The following is a 15,845-nucleotide window of genomic DNA, read 5'->3' on the forward strand; positions in this document are numbered from 1 at the left end:
CTATGCGAACAATATGAGCCTAACCCAATTATCAGAAATAGCCAATTGAAACTCGGTCATTACCACTTAAATCTTTAAATGTATCAACATATTGAAAATTAAAGTCGCGTAATATGTGGCGTACTTCCACACCTTGCTCAAAGCCATGCTCTAGAATTAGTTTGCCGTTTCTTTTTAAATGACGTCGAGCGTTTTCGACAATATAACGAATGTCAGCCAATCCATGCCCTTTTGCAACCAAAGCCGTTTTAGGTTCAAACCTAACATCGCCCAGATTAAGATGTGGGTCATTTTCGTCGATATAGGGTGGGTTAGAAACGATAAAGTCGAATTTTTGATCAGCCAATGCGGTAAACCAACTGCTTTCAACAAATTGACAATTAGGGATCTGATTCAGTTTGGTATTATGTCGCGCTAGCAATACGGCCTCGGGTATAATGTCGACACCAGTCCATTGCCATTTAGGTAAACTACTCGCTAATGATAATGCGATAGCGCCAGTACCAGTTCCTAAGTCGAGACCTTCTCCCTGCTCTGGTCCCTTAGATTCGATGATTTCCAGAACTTTTTCGACCAAAATTTCAGTATCCGGTCTTGGAATTAACGTCGAGTCGTTTACCGCCAACTCTAAATCCCAAAATGCGCGTTTACCGACAATATGCGCGATAGGACGCCCTGTTTTTCGTTCTTCGACAAGTGAAAAAATTGGTCGCACTGCGGTGTTTCTAACAACTTTTCGGGCCAAGTGAACAAGTATATTCGTTGGCAATCTAACACATGACACATCAGCAGTTCTGCGTCTAACTTGGCAGAGTCGGACAATGCAGAAAATTCGTTTGCTGCATTGTCTAACAGCTGTTTAATACTGTTTGGTAAATAGGAGTTATTCATCAGCCATAGACGCTAGTAAGTCCGCCTATAGTATTCGTTCATTAACGGCTGAAGTACACAGTCTAAATCACCTTCCATAATTTCATTTAATTTATATAAGGTTAAATTGATACGATGTTCTGACATACGCCCCTGTGGGAAATTATAGGTACGAACACGTTCAGAACGGTCTCCACTGGCGACCAAATTACGGCGCATGCTGGTTTCCTCAGCGTTACGTTTTTCATCTTCCGCAGCTTGCATCCTAGCACTCAAAACAGACATCGCTTTGGCTTTGTTTTTGTGCTGTGAACGTTCATCCTGACACTCAACGACAATCCCCGTTGGGATATGGGTAATACGTACCGCCGAGTCTGTTTTATTTACGTGCTGACCACCGGCACCAGAAGCACGGTAAGTATCAATTTTTAAGTCCGCTGTATTTATTTCGATGGCTTCTGCCTCTGGAACTTCAGGCATAACAACTACAGTACATGCAGAGGTATGCACCCGACCTTGAGATTCTGTTTCTGGCACACGTTGTACTCGGTGACCGCCAGACTCAAATTTCATCGTTCCGTAAACATTGTCACCTGTGATGTGGGCAACAACTTCTTTAAATCCGCCATGTTCGCCTTCGTTGGTACTCATAAGTACCACACGCCATTTTTAGATTCAGCGTAACGGCTGTACATTCTAAATAAATCACCGGCAAAAATAGCCGCTTCATCACCACCTGCACCTGCTCTAATTTCTAAAAAGCAGTTGTTCGAGTCGTTTGGATCACGAGGCAACATTAAAATTTGTAATTCATCTTCGTATTTTTCAATGCTGACTTTTGCTGACTTTAATTCTTCCTGCGCCATTTCACGCATTTCCGCATCGTCTTCTTCTAACATTGCTTTCGCTTCGTCTAAATCTTCACGAGCAGCTTGGTACAATTTAAATGTTTTTGTGATGTCTTCAAGATCAGAATATTCTTTCGATAACGCTCGAAATTTTTCTTGATTACCAATGACTTCTGGGTCACTCAACAAGGCTTCTACTTCTTCGTAGCGCTCAGAGAGGCCTTCTAATTTACTCACTATCGAATCTTTCATTGGATCCCCAATACGGTTTTAATAATAGCCAATTCTTCATTGTTTTGTTTCTCTGCCGCATCTTTTAATGCTGACGTCGGCGCATGAATGAGTCTATTGGTTAATTTGTTAGCTAACTCTTTAAGTACCTGCTCAGCATCATTGCCAGATTGCAGTTGATTAAGGGCTCGCTCTAATAATTCGTCTTTGACAGAAATACTTTGATCTCTGTAATCTTTGATTAGATCAACTGAGTCTAAACTGCTCAACCAATCGTCAAAGATAAATGCTTTGTCATTAATGATAATTTCAGCGTCTTCAGCGGCTGCACTTCTCGCCTGCATGTTGTTCGCTACAATATCTTGCAAATCGTCTACGGTATACAAATAAGCATCGTCTAAATCAGCAACTTGTGACTCAATATCTCTCGGTACCGCTAAATCAACGAGAAACATTGGTCTGTGTTTTCGTTTTTTCAGTACATTTTCTATCATGCCTTTACCGATAATAGGCAACGTACTAGCAGTCGAACTGATAACAACGTCCGCTTCCATTATTTTTTCAGAAATCTGACTTAAGGTACACGTTTTGGCAGAGAATTGCTCAGCTACGGCTTCTGCACGGCTTAACGTCCGGTTCGCTACCGTGATGTCTTTTGCGCCTTGCTCATAAATATGTTTTGCTACAAGTTCGATAGTTTCACCGGCACCGACTAACAAAACGCGTTTGTCTGTAAATTGGCCAAAGACTTGTTTTGCTAATGTGACCGCAGCAAAAGCTACTGATACGGCGTTCACTGAAATATCGGTTTCCGTTCGAACTTTTTGGCAACGGAAAACGACTGTTGAAACATCCGCTCAAAATACGTTTTAATCGTACCTACAGATTTGGCTTGTTGGTAAGCTTGTTTCACTTGCCCCAATATTTGGGGTTCTCCAATCACCATTGAATCTAACCCACTAGCGACGCGCATTAAATGGCGAGTAGCGTCTACATCACGATGGATATATAAATGCTGTTGAAGATCAGCAGGGTTGAGCTGATGAAAATCAGCTAACCATTTGATTACTTTTTCAGGTTCAGCCACGTCGCCAAAGCAATAAATTTCGGTTCGGTTACATGTCGATAAAATGACAGCCTCGTCACACCCCGCTTCTTTTTGCACAGTTTTTAGCGCGTCCGGTAAGTTATCCGGCGTAAACGCTAAGCGCTCGCGTAACTCAACCGAAGCCGATTTGTGATTTAAACCTAGTGCAATAACCGTCATATATTGGCTTTTAAGCGCCCTGAAAATTGAAAAGCGTGCAATTCTACGAAAAACCCAAGGTTTTTAAAAGACTGAAATAGCATGTTAGAATCGATTTTGTCGATTAAGTCACTTTTAAGCTGGAAGTTGTGTGAAAAATAACCATTCATTGTTCAAAATGTCCCGATATACATTAATCCTAAAGTTTTTAACCTCAGTTTTGTTGGTAAATATCTTGGTTGCCTGCTCATTAATGCCAAAAACCAATATAAAAAACATCGCAGACATGCAAACTGCAGCAGAATTATCACATTGGACGGCCCGTGGAAAAATGATGATTGCCACGAACAATGAAAAAGTATCGGGCTATTTTTATTGGCAACAAAAAGGCGACAATTTTGAATTTTCACTGAATACCTTAATTGGTATTAATATGTTCGAATTATCTGTTAACGATGATGAAGCCGAACTGACTATTGACGGTAAAACGTATTATGGACATACCGCTGAAATATTAGTTGCGCAGCTAACGGGTTATCAGTTACCTATTTCACAATTACGTTTCTGGGTCCTTGGTGTTCAGCAATCGACTAAAAACAATCTTAAAACCAAGACAAAGTTAGATGAGAAAGGCAGATTAAAACATATTGAAGTTTTTCATGGCGATGCTATTTGGCAAATTGATTACCAAAGTTGGCGTTCTGTGATGCAATTTGATTTACCGAAAAGCTTACAGCTAAAATCGCCGAATAATCGTATTAAACTCTCTATTACAGACTGGGCATTACAAGGTTAATCCATGACACATCAAAAACTAACCTTACCTTCACCGGCAAAGTTGAACCTATTTTTACACATTAATGGTCGGCTAGAAAACGGCTATCATGAATTGCAATCTTTGTTTCATTTTATCGATTATGGCGACACGATGACCTTTGAAACAAACGCCAGTGGGAAGATTACGCTGTCTTGTAATATCAAAGCATTAGAAACTGACGATAACTTGGTCCTCAAAGCAGCAAATCTACTGGTTAACTTAACATTAAATAAGGTTGAAAAAGGCGTTCATATTACATTAAATAAACGGTTGCCAATGGGTGGTGGCGTTGGTGGAGGCTCGTCAAACGCGGCAACCACAATGTTAGCCCTCAATTCACTATGGGACTTAGGGCATTCCACCGCCGATTTAGAGGCCCTAGGGAATACACTAGGTGCCGATGTCCCTATTTTTATTCGTGGCAAAAGTTCAATTGCTGAAGGTACCGGAGACAAAATGTGTACCTATAATGTACATAATGCTTGGTATTTAGTATTAACTCCTAATGCCCATGTAAATACTAAAGAATTATTTAGTCATCCTGAACTCCCGAGAAACACGCCAAAACTCGACAATAACACGTTAAATTACAGTGGGATCACGACAGATCTAAAAAATGACTTCCAAAGTTTAGTCGTTAAAAAGTATCCAATCATTGCCAAAGCACTGCAGTGGTTGTTAGAATACGCGCCGTCTCGTATGACTGGGACAGGTGCTTGTGTTTTTGCAGAATTTGCAACTGAACAACAAGCCCAAAAAGTATTTCAACAATTGCCTGAAGAGTTATCTGGATTCGTCGCGAAAGGTTGTAATATTTCGCCGACACATCAAGTTCTTTTTGGATAATATCGTGGAGGTTACGGCAACTTTTGTCTATCCTCTGAAAATGTATCGCAACAAAGCCTTAGGAAATATCCGTGCCTGATATTAAGATTTTCGCTGGAAACGCTACCCCAGAACTTGCAGAAGTCATCAGTAAACGTCTCGACATAAACCTTGGAAACGCAACAGTTGGTCGCTTTAGCGACGGCGAAATTAGTGTCCAAATCCATGATAACGTACGTGGTTCAGATGTATTTATCGTGCAATCTACTTGTGCACCATGTAATGACAACCTAATGGAACTCATTGTTATGGTCGACGCCTTGCGTCGTGCATCTGCCGGTAGAATTACCGCAGTCATTCCATACTTTGGTTATGCCCGTCAAGACCGTCGTGTTCGTTCTGCTCGTGTTCCAATTACAGCGAAAGTTGTCGCAGACTTTTTGTCTAGCGTTGGTGTAGACCGCGTTTTAACGGTTGATTTACATGCCGAACAAATCCAAGGGTTTTTCGACGTACCAGTTGATAACGTATTTGGTAGCCCTATTCTAGTTGAAGACATGCGCAAACATGGCTTTAACATTGCCGACGATACCGTCATTGTATCACCAGATATTGGTGGTGTTGTGCGTGCTAGAGCCATCGCGAAATTATTAGATGACAAAGATTTAGCGATTATCGACAAACGTCGTCCGCAGGCGAATGTTGCACAAGTAATGCACATCATCGGTGATGTAGCAGGTCGTGACTGTATTATGGTTGATGACATGATTGATACCGGTGGTACATTATGTAAAGCGGCAGAGGCATTAAAGCAACACGGCGCAAAACGAGTATTTGCCTATGCAACTCATCCAGTATTTTCAGGCAACGCGATCGAAAACTTAAAAAATTCAGTTATTGATGAAGTTATCGTGACAGACTCTATTCCTTTGTCACCAGAAATTGCAGCATTACCAAATGTTCGTAAATTGACACTAGGTAACATGCTAGCTGAAGCAATTCGTCGTTTAAGCAACGAAGAATCTATCTCTGCGATGTTCGAACACTAATCTCGTACACATCTACCAGAGATCAAAAAAGCGACAATAAGTCGCTTTTTTGTGCTTGTTGGTCAACGTTAAACTGAACAACGAGTCAAAGATATCAAATAAGCATCAAGAGACAATGGCTATCCCTTGATGCAGATATTGATAAATTACTTTTCAGTTACTTGATAAATAGTAACTGTGCCACTTACTTCGTTACCAATGATCAACAACGGATTTCCTGATGGGCTATCTTCAGCTGCTACAAACTTGATGCTTTCAGGTCCTAAATCCCCTGCAGAATCGACGTTTTCGCAATCCATCCCTTCAGCTTCATCACATGGATTATCTAGGTCATCATCCATTTCGTAGTCAACATCAAAATCACGATTGTTGTAATGAGCAACAAAGCTAGCATTAAATGGGTTTGTTACGTCATAGACAAATAAGTCCCCGGCACGTTCTTGAGCAATAAATGCGTAGTTACGGTTTTCAATCATTCCCACATCAATAGCTTCTGGCTCACCACCTTTGTCATCTGAACGATTATCACCGGTATTCTCCGTATGTGCTGCATTAAAGTATTCACCTAGAATCGCAGATGAAATTTTACCAAACTCATCACCTGAATCGTAAACTTGATTGATGTTTTGATCCCAAATCGAAAATGAACGTGCTCCGTAGCTGTATAGAGATTCAAATTCGCCGTCGTTATCCGCATCACCCATCGACGTTGTAACTTTTAATCGACCTAAGCCATCTTTGCCACCAGAGTGATCATATATTGACTGTAACTCAGTAGATAACGTCTTATTTTCTTCATCCGGGTCAATAAGATCTTTAACTCTTACTTCTTCCGAATACGCATCGTAGTCTCGAGAGTCACCTTCATTCGCAGAAACTATAAAGGTCGCACCGTTCCAACTGTAAGTAGCAATAGAATCAGGTTGATACATACCTAATAACCTAGGTACAGATTGGAATGTCGCAAGTTCGTCCTTGTTGGTAAAGTCGAGCTCGTAGTTTGACCAATCTTTATATCCTAGCGGTTTAACTTCAACGGTCATCTTCGTTAAATCAACCACACCAATTGCATTGTTTTCTTGCAGTGATACGTAAGCCATCTTGCTATCAGCAGAAACAGCGATGTATTCAGGTTCAATATCTTTTGCTGCCGTGTTGCCCGTTGGTCCCGCAAACTTCACGCCCATTTCTTGTAAAAGGGTCATTTGTTCTTCTGGTGTATCGTAATCTTCTGGGTCTAATAAATCGCTTTTAAATACCAAATCAGAAGTGAAATTAACCGCTTCTGCTTTATCTGCAGGCACAGATGACGCCACTGCAATGACGCTAATCGTCCCTTCTGGATCTACACTATAATCAGTTGCAGGTTCACCTTCATTAGCAACCAATACCTTAGTGCCATCTGGTGTAAATGTTACCATATCTGGTAAGGCGCCAACTTCAACTGCTTTGACAAAAGTTCCTTTACCCATAACGTCTAATTCGTAAAACAGTACAGCGCCGTTATCTTGTTTTACTTTCGCTTCAACAGCGATGGCTAACAAGTTGCCCTTTATCGCTATCGAGTTTGCTCCGCCAAGCATAATTGTTTTATCTGAGTCATCAGCTTGTTTAACCAAAACTGAATCGGCATAGGTAAATGCTGTTGATGAAAGGCTATTATCGCTAGTCGGTGTACTAACAGGGACAGTAGATAATGTTGCTAAACTGATAACGTCTATTTGATTTGTAGCGCTGTTGACTGCAAACGCTGAGTTTGACGTTTTATGAAACTGAACAATTTCCGCCGCTGATTTTCCATAAACTCCTGTCGCGAAACGACCAACAATCTCGATGTTTAGTTCAACAGGATAATTTTTTCCCGCCGCACCATCAGCGCCCGCTGCGCCATCAGCACCTGCAGCACCATTTGCACCATCAGCACCGGCTTCACCAACCAGCCCTTGTTCACCTTGAATGCCCTGCTCTCCATCTTCAACTGAACATCCTGTTAAAATCCCGACAATAGTCGCACTCAATAATGTTAATTTTAAATTAGCGAAACTCATTTTATCCACTTACCTATTATTTTTATTAAATTAGGTCGAAGAGGTTAATGAACAAAGATGTAAATTTGACGGCAGTTTTGAAACAAATTTATGACCAATAAAAAGTAATATGACACTTTTTTTTAATCACAATAAAAATGACGTCTTTTTGTAATGTTCATAAAACGGTTGTGGTCTATTGACCTTTCAATTAGAATACGCCGCCTCTCATTTTTGAGGGGGTCGAGTTTTCTCTTGGTCGCGGGAGGAAACATACTTAACTTATTTAAAGTTTTTTGGAGAATTCCATGTCTGAAGCTATTTACACATTAGAAGCTACAGTTCGTTCTGATAAAGGTACGGGTGCGAGCCGCCGCCTACGTCACGACAAACAAGTTCCTGCAATTATATACGGTGCGGATAAAGAGCCGCAAAACCTAGCCCTTTCTCATAATAAAGTATGGTTAGCGCAGGAAAATGAAGGTTTCTATTCACATATCCTTACGTTAGTAATTGATGGTGCAAAAGAAGAAGTTATTCTTAAAGATATGCAACGTCACCCTTGGAAAAACCAAGTTTTACACTTAGATTTCCAACGTGTAGACGCGAAACATAAATTACACACTAAAGTTCCTGTTCACTTCGTTGGCGAAGAAGCAGCAATTAAGAAAGGTGGCGTAATTACTCACGTTGCAAATGAATTAGAAATCACTTGTCTTCCTAAGAACTTACCTGAGTTCATCGAAGTAAACGTTGCAGATATGGAAGTTGGTCAAACTCTTCACATCAGTGAAATTACGTTACCAGCTGGCGTTGAATCTGTTGAGTTAACTAAAGGTGAATCTCACGACAACGCAGTTGTAACATTGCACGCTCCTAAAGGCGCTGCAGCAGCTGACGAAGACTCTGAAGAAGCAGCTGACGCTGAATAATTGAATGATTGAGCTTACGGACAATTCGTGAGTAGCACCATTCAACTTATCGTGGGCCTAGCAAATCCAGGCCCCGAATATCAACACACCCGCCATAATGCTGGAGCTTGGTTCATCGAAGAACTTTGCCGAGCCAATAATGTTTCTTTAAAAACGATCCTAAATATTTTGGATATACCGCAAAGATCAATTTTGCTGGACAAGATATTCGTCTCTTAGTACCAACCACGTTCATGAATTTAAGCGGTAAATCAGTTGCTGCCCTTGCAAATTTCTTCAAGATAAAACCAGAAGAAATCTTAGTTGCACATGACGAACTTGATATGCCCCTATAGTGTTGCCAAGTTTAAAAAAGGTGGTGGCCACGGCGGTCATAACGGATTAAAAGATATTATTGCAAAACTCGCAAACAATAGAGAATTTTATCGTCTGCGAATTGGAATTGGTCACCCCGGAAGTCGGGAAAAAGTGACAGGTTGGGTGTTGGGTAAAGCCCCCGAAATGATCAAGAATTAATGGATGCAGCGATTGACGAAGCCGTTCGTTGCACCGAGATCTGGCTTAAACAAGATTTAAAGAAGGCGCAAAATCGCCTTCACTCGTTTAGTGCCAGTTAACAAACTAATTGCTTACATAGCAAATTAACAAAAAGGAACCATCATGGGTTTTAAATGTGGCATCGTTGGTCTACCCAATGTCGGAAAATCAACATTATTTAATGCTTTAACAAAAGCAGGTATTGAAGCAGCAAACTTCCCATTTTGTACAATTGAACCCAATACTGGTGTAGTTCCTGTTCCAGATCTTCGATTAGACAAGTTGGCTGCAATAGTTAATCCACAACGTATCCTGCCAACAACAATGGAATTTGTTGACATCGCTGGCCTTGTAAAAGGTGCGAGTAAAGGCGAAGGGCTTGGTAATCAATTTCTTGCTAACATTCGTGAAACCGATGCAATCGGTCACGTTGTTCGTTGTTTTGAAGACGAAAATATCGTCCACGTTGCCGGAAAAGTAAACCCACAGGAAGATATTGACGTAATCAATACTGAGTTGGCCTTGTCTGACATGGACTCAATTGATAAAGCAATTTTCCGCAACTCAAAAAAGGCCAAAGGCGGCGACAAAGACGCTAAATTTGAAAATGCGACACTTGAGAAATTAAAAGCGGTTGTTGACGAAGGTGGCATGGCTCGTTCTGTTGAGTTAACAAAAGAAGAATTAGCTGCCGTAAGCTATTTAAATCTGCTTACGATGAAACCAACCATGTATATTGCCAACGTTGCTGAAGATGGATTTGAGAACAATCCATTTTTAGATTTAGTGCGTGAAATCGCAGAAAATGAAAATGCAGTTGTCGTAGCGGTATGTGCGTCGATTGAATCTGAATTGTCTGAATTAGAGCCTGAAGACCTAGCCGAATTTATGGAAGACTTAGGTTGGGAAGAACCAGGTTTAAATCGAGTGATCCGTTCAGGTTATGAATTATTAAATCTAAATACCTATTTCACTGCAGGTGTTAAAGAAGTTAGAGCCTGGACATATACTGAAGGTTCTACTGCGCCACAAGCGGCTGGTAAAATTCATACGGACTTTGAAAAAGGCTTTATCCGAGCTGAAATCGTCAGTTATAACGACTTTGTTGAATTTGGTGGTGAAGCGGGTGCCAAAGACAACGGTAAATGGCGATTAGAAGGTAAAGATTACATTGTTAAAGATGGTGACGTAATCCATTTCCGATTTAATGTGTAAACCTATATTTATCGATAAAAGGGGCTTAAGCCCCTTTTTTAATGCCTAACGTTTATTATGAAACAAATCGCTCTTCAGAGTTACTAGGCAAAGGATTGTTATCACGCTCGAAAATATTGTTAATCAACATTATCAAATTTACATTTTTTGTTCCGTTTACTAAAAAATTCATATTATTTTAAAAAATAGCAATTTTATGTCCGACAAATGACGACATAAAGTCAAAGTTAGGTCTATTTAGTCAAATTTATCCCGATTACAAAATCTATTTTTTACCGAGCAGCCAAAATAAGTTTAAACAGACAAACTTAAACTGAGTATTTTTTAACTATAAATCATGCTCTTTTTCGCCAATATGAACAAATTAAAAGCAAACGCACTATTTTTTACAATTTTCTTCAAAAATGGGTTGACGTTAAAAGGCGTCATCAGCATAATACGCGCCATCGCTTGAGGCGGTATTCAAGAGTGGCTACGTAGCTCAGCTGGTTAGAGCACATCACTCATAATGATGGGGTCCCCTGTTCAAATCAGGGCGTAGCCACCACTTCTTGAATTCCCTACCATGCTCAAGAGAAAAAATTTGCGGGAGTGGCGGAATTGGTAGACGCGCTGGATTTAGGTTCCAGTATCTTAGGATGTGAGAGTTCAAGTCTCTCCTTCCGCACCATTATAAATATGTGGAACACATATTCAAAAAGTTTCAGTTGGGATATCGCCAAGCGGTAAGGCAGCGGGTTTTGATCTCGCCATTCCCAGGTTCAAATCCTAGTATCCCAGCCATCTCTTAATTGGGATATCGCCAAGCGGTAAGGCAGCGGGTTTTGATCTCGCCATTCTCAGGTTCAAATCCTAGTATCCCAGCCAAATTAAGGCCTTGCTTATGCGAGGCCTTTTTTTATCTATCCCTTCCACCTATTTAATTTGCTTGTTGTAGCAAAATTAAACTACACTGACTTTAATCTAAAATTATTATTTTAAAATCAATGCGTTTAGCTACTAAGATCATTTTACTTTGCATTTTGTATTCGTCAGTTGCTGCAAGCGATGAGTATCATTACAAAAACCTATTGGTTGGTACAAAAGCCATTGGACTTGGAGGCGCCTTTACCGCCATTTCTGATGACTTATCCGCGGTATTTTTTAATCCAGCGGGATTAACCAATACGGTGAATTCTAATTCAGCCTCTATATCGACCTTTGCATGGGAAAAAACCACTTTTTATGATGCTTTCTCAGATGGCTCTGATTTTGCTCGATCTTCGTTTTCAATTGTCCCAAGCTTTTTAGGGGTAGGTAATAAAAAAGGAGACTGGCATTGGAGTATCGGTTTTGGTGTATCTGATCTGTCTACCGAACGTAATTATAGTGAAGTTGTGCATCCAATTATTGGTGACGAAAATAATACAATTGGAGAACAAACTGAGTTTGGTAATGTTGACTTGGACAATAGTTCACTGAATTTAGGTTTTGGAGCCGCTCACAGGATTAATTCAAATCTCTCATTTGGTGGCTCATTTATTGTAAAATACAAAAAATTTGAAACAATCCAAGGCTCTGGGGTCAGTCAAATATATTTTACTCCTACAGACGATATCTATTCGGGCTTTAGTGCATTGCGCAGAATAAAAGATGAAACAATACTAATTACACCAACTTTAGGGATCTTGTATCAGACACCCGCTTTGAATATCGGTTTAAAAATAGCTAAAGATTTCACGATAGACCGTTCATTTACCGCCGTTCATAATATTTTTGTTAGCTCGCCTACCCCATTACCGCCAACATCTAAGCCTGCTACGGTCGGTACTGTTGAGGGCACTGAAGCACAGGAATCGAGCGCAAATATTACCCTAGGTTTAGCAAAACGAAGAAATAACTTTGAATGGAGTTTTGACGTTGACTATTTTAGTGAAGTCACTGTTGAAGAACACGTCATTAACGAATTCCACCCGCCTATTACCAGAGATTTAGAACGTGTCGTTAATTACTCACTTGGTTTAACCTTTTATAAAACCGATCGTAAATACTTCAGATTTGGTATTTTCACTGACAATAGTAACGGCAAAATTGACACAACACAGCCTTTCCAGCGCGTTGAGGATATCGATATGTTGGGACTTAGTGTTGATTATACGAGTGACAGCTTTGGTTTCCCAATGTCTGTCGGAGCCTATATAAAATATGGTAAAGGTGATGTCCGCCTAGGTGATCTGCGGGTCGTAGAAAAAATAGTTGGTTTACCTTTGTATCCACCTAGGAGTGAATTTGATTTATCAGAAGCGTCTAAGTCTTTATTTGTGGTATTCCTAAGCGCCAACTTTTAACCGGAAACGATTAGAAATCTAATTAAGAATTACTATAGTCCTACGGCTTTTTTAAGAGCCTGAGCTTTTAGCCACGCCTGATTGTGTACGACTCCTAAAACTATATTTCTGACAGATTTTAAGACCGCTTTGTCGTTACTAAAAGAATGATAAAATAGGTCCATCGCCCCAGACATAATTTGCGCATCTGCTTTACGTTTAAATTGATACCGACGCAACGTTGACGCCAGTAAACGGTGTTGACTTAAGTCCGTATTATTTAATAACTCCATCAAGGTCTCTACATCTTTAAAGCCTAAATTTACGCCTTGCCCTGCTAATGGGTTAATAACGTGCGCTGCATCACCCACTAAAACGACTCTGCCATTAAAATATTGATTAGCCTGCCTTCGAACGAGTGGAAAACTAGCGCTGGTCACAACATTAAAATCCCCAACCAAAGGTGGAAAACAATTTATGATTTCCTGTTTTAGTGCCTCTGGAGAAAGTTGTTTTAACTGAGCAATTGTTTGTGGTGCGTCGTACCAAATTAGACATGAATAGCCATTTTCTAGTGGTAAAAACGCTTTGGGACCAGTTTGTTGAAATTCTTGCCACGTAATATGTTGAGTTGGAAACTCAGTTTTAATGGTAATGCTGAAACAGTGCTGAGCGTATTCCCAACCGGTCGTTCCTATATGGGCAAGTTGCCGTGTTTTACTCAATGCGCCATCCGCACCAATAACCAACTTTGCAAATACATCAACTTGATTTTTTGACGAACCAGGTTCTGATAAGCGCAAAGTGACTTTGTCATCATCTTGTTTTAAAGACGACAAGTGGGCATTACTTAACGTAATTTTATTTTCCGAAGTATTTAGAATCCTATCAAATGCAGCCAACTGAATTGCTTCATTTCGAACTAAATAACCAAGATGAGGTCGTTCAATTTCTGTAGCGTCAAAAATCAATTTATTGTCGCGCTGCTCTCAGGTAGCTAATTGATCAAATCGACATTTATCGATCTCGCCGATCGCCGACCAAATGCCCAGTGACTGCAATAAAGTCTCACTCGCCAAATTAACAGCAGATACACGCAATGGCGGTCGGGCCAATTCATCTTGTTGCGGAACGCGTTGTTCGAGCAATAAAATTGAAAGCCCCGCATTTTGCAATGCAATTGCTTGGGTTGCTCCAACCATGCCACCGCCAACAACGACAACATCAAACAGACATAGATTTAATGAATTTAAGTCAACCACTGTTCTTATTCCTAACGATAATTATCCGCATTATGCCTGAATTATCTATGATTTGAAGATAGTTAGAAGATCAAGTCAGTTAATTAACCATATTCCCTTTAATCCATACTCTTTTAACTGTAAAATACGCGGCCATTTAAAGAATTAACTTTTCACGGTGAAGTGAGTAACTCATTTACCCAAAAATGATTATTCCCACAGATATTGATGACGAGAGAAGAATGACGAAAAAACTACATATTAAAACTTGGGGCTGCCAAATGAACGAGTATGACTCGCAAAAAATGGCGGACTTACTCGATGACAGTCATGGATATGAGTTTACGGACGAAGCAGAAGATGCCGACGTAATTCTTTTGAACACCTGTTCTATTCGCGAAAAAGCACAGGAAAAAGTATTTCATCAATTAGGCCGTTGGAAAAACCTAAAGGCAAAAAAACCAAGTTTGATCATTGGTGTAGGCGGTTGTGTTGCTTCTCAAGAAGGCCAACATATTCGTGACCGTGCCCCATATGTTGATATGGTCTTTGGCCCTCAGACTTTGCACCGCTTACCTGAAATGATTGAACAAATTAAAGCAGGCGACGGCGCATCAGTAATCGATATTTCATTCCCTGAGATTGAAAAATTCGACCGATTACCAGAACCGACGACTAATGGCCCAAGCGCGTTTGTGTCGATAATGGAAGGTTGCAGCAAATACTGTACGTTCTGTGTTGTTCCATATACCCGCGGCGAAGAAGTATCACGTCCTGTGGACGATGTATTATATGAAATCGCTCAACTCGCTGAACAAGGTGTTCGTGAAGTCAATTTGTTAGGTCAAAACGTAAATGCGTTCCGTGGGGCAACTCATGACGGCGAAATTTGTCATTTTAGCGAATTACTGCGTTTAGTGGCCGCCATTGATGGTATCGACCGAATTCGTTATACGACGTCTCACCCAGTAGAATTTACAGACGATATCATTGAAGCTTATCAAGACGTTCCAGAGCTTGTCGACCACTTACATTTACCCGTGCAATCTGGTGCGGACCGTATTCTGAATTTAATGAAACGTGGCCATACTGCCATTGAATATAAATCGCAGATCAGGAAATTACGTAAAGTTCGTCCAAATATCAGTATGTCTAGCGACTTTATTATTGGTTTCCATAGCGAGACAGCTGAAGACCATGGCAAGACCATGAAGCTGATTGAAGATATCGGTTTTGACCACAGCTTTAGTTTTATCTACAGTGCTCGTCCCAGTACACCAGCGGCTGATTTACCGGACGACATTTCTGAGAAAGAGAAAAAGAGCGTTTGCACGAATTACAAAAAGTCATCACCCATCAAGCGATGTTGATTTCTCGTCAAATGATAAACACTGAGCAACGTATTTTGGTTGAAGGTCCTTCAATTAAAAATCCAATGGAACTGCGCGGTCGTACTGAAAATAATCGTGTTGTTAATTTTGAAGGCCCACATTCTCTAATTGGTGGATTTGCTGATGTTAAAGTTGTCGACGTTTACACCAACTCATTACGTGGTGAATTTATTCGCGGCGAAGATGAAATGGGCTTACGTCAAGATACAACACCTGCGGAAATATTGGCAAAAAGACAAAACTTACAAGATGATTTAGGCGTTTCTACTTACGCTCCATAAGTTTATTGCACAAGCAAATATAAAGGAAT

11 protein-coding genes, 4 tRNA genes and 4 pseudogenes are annotated in these 15,845 nt (G+C 40.4%); 12 read left to right on the top strand and 7 right to left on the bottom strand.

What is annotated here, in order from left to right:
• Positions 1 to 31 precede the first annotated feature (31 nt).
• The 4 genes and pseudogenes from prmC to hemA form a co-directional block, all read right to left on the bottom strand.
• A complete protein-coding gene (gene prmC / locus PN838_RS04365; RefSeq protein WP_334313277.1) occupies positions 32 to 715 on the bottom strand; it encodes a peptide chain release factor N(5)-glutamine methyltransferase in 684 nt (227 codons plus the stop codon).
• Entirely contained in the window at positions 628 to 891 is a 264-nt protein-coding gene (locus tag PN838_RS26025) for a hypothetical protein (protein ID WP_334313278.1), read from the bottom strand. Before PN838_RS26025 ends, prmC begins: the two co-directional genes overlap by 88 nt.
• A pseudogene (gene prfA, locus PN838_RS04370) lies at positions 884 to 1,970 on the bottom strand (peptide chain release factor 1). Before prfA ends, PN838_RS26025 begins: the two are co-directional and overlap by 8 nt.
• Positions 1,967 to 3,216, bottom strand: a pseudogene (gene hemA, locus PN838_RS04375) (glutamyl-tRNA reductase). Before hemA ends, prfA begins: the two co-directional pseudogenes overlap by 4 nt.
• Before the next feature lie 157 nt (positions 3,217 to 3,373).
• Between hemA and lolB the strand changes: the two are divergent.
• From lolB to PN838_RS04390, 3 genes are all read left to right on the top strand, one after another.
• Positions 3,374 to 3,991: a lipoprotein insertase outer membrane protein LolB gene (gene lolB, locus PN838_RS04380; protein WP_272182516.1), complete on the top strand. Its 618-nt coding sequence runs from the start codon at positions 3,374 to 3,376 to the stop codon at positions 3,989 to 3,991.
• Between the two features lie 3 nt (positions 3,992 to 3,994).
• Positions 3,995 to 4,858, top strand: a complete 864-nt coding sequence (gene ispE, locus PN838_RS04385) for a 4-(cytidine 5'-diphospho)-2-C-methyl-D-erythritol kinase (protein ID WP_215962029.1) — start codon at positions 3,995 to 3,997, stop codon at positions 4,856 to 4,858.
• A gap of 71 nt (positions 4,859 to 4,929) precedes the next feature.
• Positions 4,930 to 5,886 carry a ribose-phosphate pyrophosphokinase gene (locus PN838_RS04390; RefSeq protein WP_215962030.1) on the top strand — a complete coding sequence of 319 codons (957 nt, stop codon included), beginning with the start codon at positions 4,930 to 4,932 and terminating at the stop codon, positions 5,884 to 5,886.
• Between the two features lie 146 nt (positions 5,887 to 6,032).
• Here the strand turns inward: PN838_RS04390 and PN838_RS04395 are convergent, their stop codons facing one another.
• On the bottom strand, positions 6,033 to 7,934 hold the full coding sequence (locus PN838_RS04395; protein WP_272179871.1) for a choice-of-anchor I family protein: 1,902 nt from the start codon (positions 7,932 to 7,934) through the stop codon (positions 6,033 to 6,035).
• A 287-nt stretch (positions 7,935 to 8,221) separates the two neighbouring features.
• Between PN838_RS04395 and PN838_RS04400 the strand changes: the two genes are divergently transcribed.
• The 8 genes and pseudogenes from PN838_RS04400 (at position 8,222) to PN838_RS04435 (ending at position 12,924) form a co-directional block, all read left to right on the top strand.
• Positions 8,222 to 8,845, top strand: coding sequence for a 50S ribosomal protein L25/general stress protein Ctc (locus PN838_RS04400; protein ID WP_215962032.1), 624 nt, complete (start codon positions 8,222 to 8,224; stop codon positions 8,843 to 8,845).
• 27 nt (positions 8,846 to 8,872) lie between these two features.
• A pseudogene (gene pth, locus PN838_RS04405) lies at positions 8,873 to 9,462 on the top strand (aminoacyl-tRNA hydrolase).
• A 43-nt stretch (positions 9,463 to 9,505) separates the two neighbouring features.
• Positions 9,506 to 10,597 carry a redox-regulated ATPase YchF gene (gene ychF / locus PN838_RS04410; RefSeq protein WP_215962034.1) on the top strand — a complete coding sequence of 364 codons (1,092 nt, stop codon included), beginning with the start codon at positions 9,506 to 9,508 and terminating at the stop codon, positions 10,595 to 10,597.
• A gap of 470 nt (positions 10,598 to 11,067) precedes the next feature.
• Positions 11,068 to 11,144: transfer RNA gene (locus PN838_RS04415), tRNA-Met, on the top strand.
• A 38-nt stretch (positions 11,145 to 11,182) separates the two neighbouring features.
• Positions 11,183 to 11,267 (top strand) — tRNA-Leu (locus PN838_RS04420).
• Between the two features lie 38 nt (positions 11,268 to 11,305).
• Positions 11,306 to 11,380: transfer RNA gene (locus PN838_RS04425), tRNA-Gln, on the top strand.
• Positions 11,381 to 11,389: 9 nt separating this feature from the next.
• Positions 11,390 to 11,464, top strand: a tRNA-Gln gene (locus PN838_RS04430).
• Between the two features lie 119 nt (positions 11,465 to 11,583).
• Positions 11,584 to 12,924 (top strand): OmpP1/FadL family transporter, encoded by a 1,341-nt coding sequence (locus tag PN838_RS04435; RefSeq protein WP_215962035.1) that lies wholly within the window; start codon positions 11,584 to 11,586, stop codon positions 12,922 to 12,924.
• Positions 12,925 to 12,956: 32 nt separating this feature from the next.
• Here PN838_RS04435 and PN838_RS04440 read toward each other — a convergent pair whose 3' ends face one another.
• Complete coding sequence (locus PN838_RS04440; RefSeq protein ID WP_272179872.1) at positions 12,957 to 13,874, bottom strand: FAD-dependent monooxygenase; 918 nt, start codon at positions 13,872 to 13,874, stop codon at positions 12,957 to 12,959.
• A gap of 18 nt (positions 13,875 to 13,892) precedes the next feature.
• A complete protein-coding gene (locus tag PN838_RS04445; RefSeq protein ID WP_272179873.1) occupies positions 13,893 to 14,165 on the bottom strand; it encodes an FAD-dependent oxidoreductase in 273 nt (90 codons plus the stop codon).
• A 221-nt stretch (positions 14,166 to 14,386) separates the two neighbouring features.
• Between PN838_RS04445 and miaB the strand changes: the two are divergent.
• Positions 14,387 to 15,816, top strand: a pseudogene (gene miaB / locus PN838_RS04450) (tRNA (N6-isopentenyl adenosine(37)-C2)-methylthiotransferase MiaB).
• The last annotated feature ends 29 nt before the right edge of the window (positions 15,817 to 15,845 follow it).

The organism is Psychrosphaera algicola, assembly GCF_028401425.1.
Taxonomy (GTDB): domain Bacteria; phylum Pseudomonadota; class Gammaproteobacteria; order Enterobacterales; family Alteromonadaceae; genus Psychrosphaera; species Psychrosphaera algicola.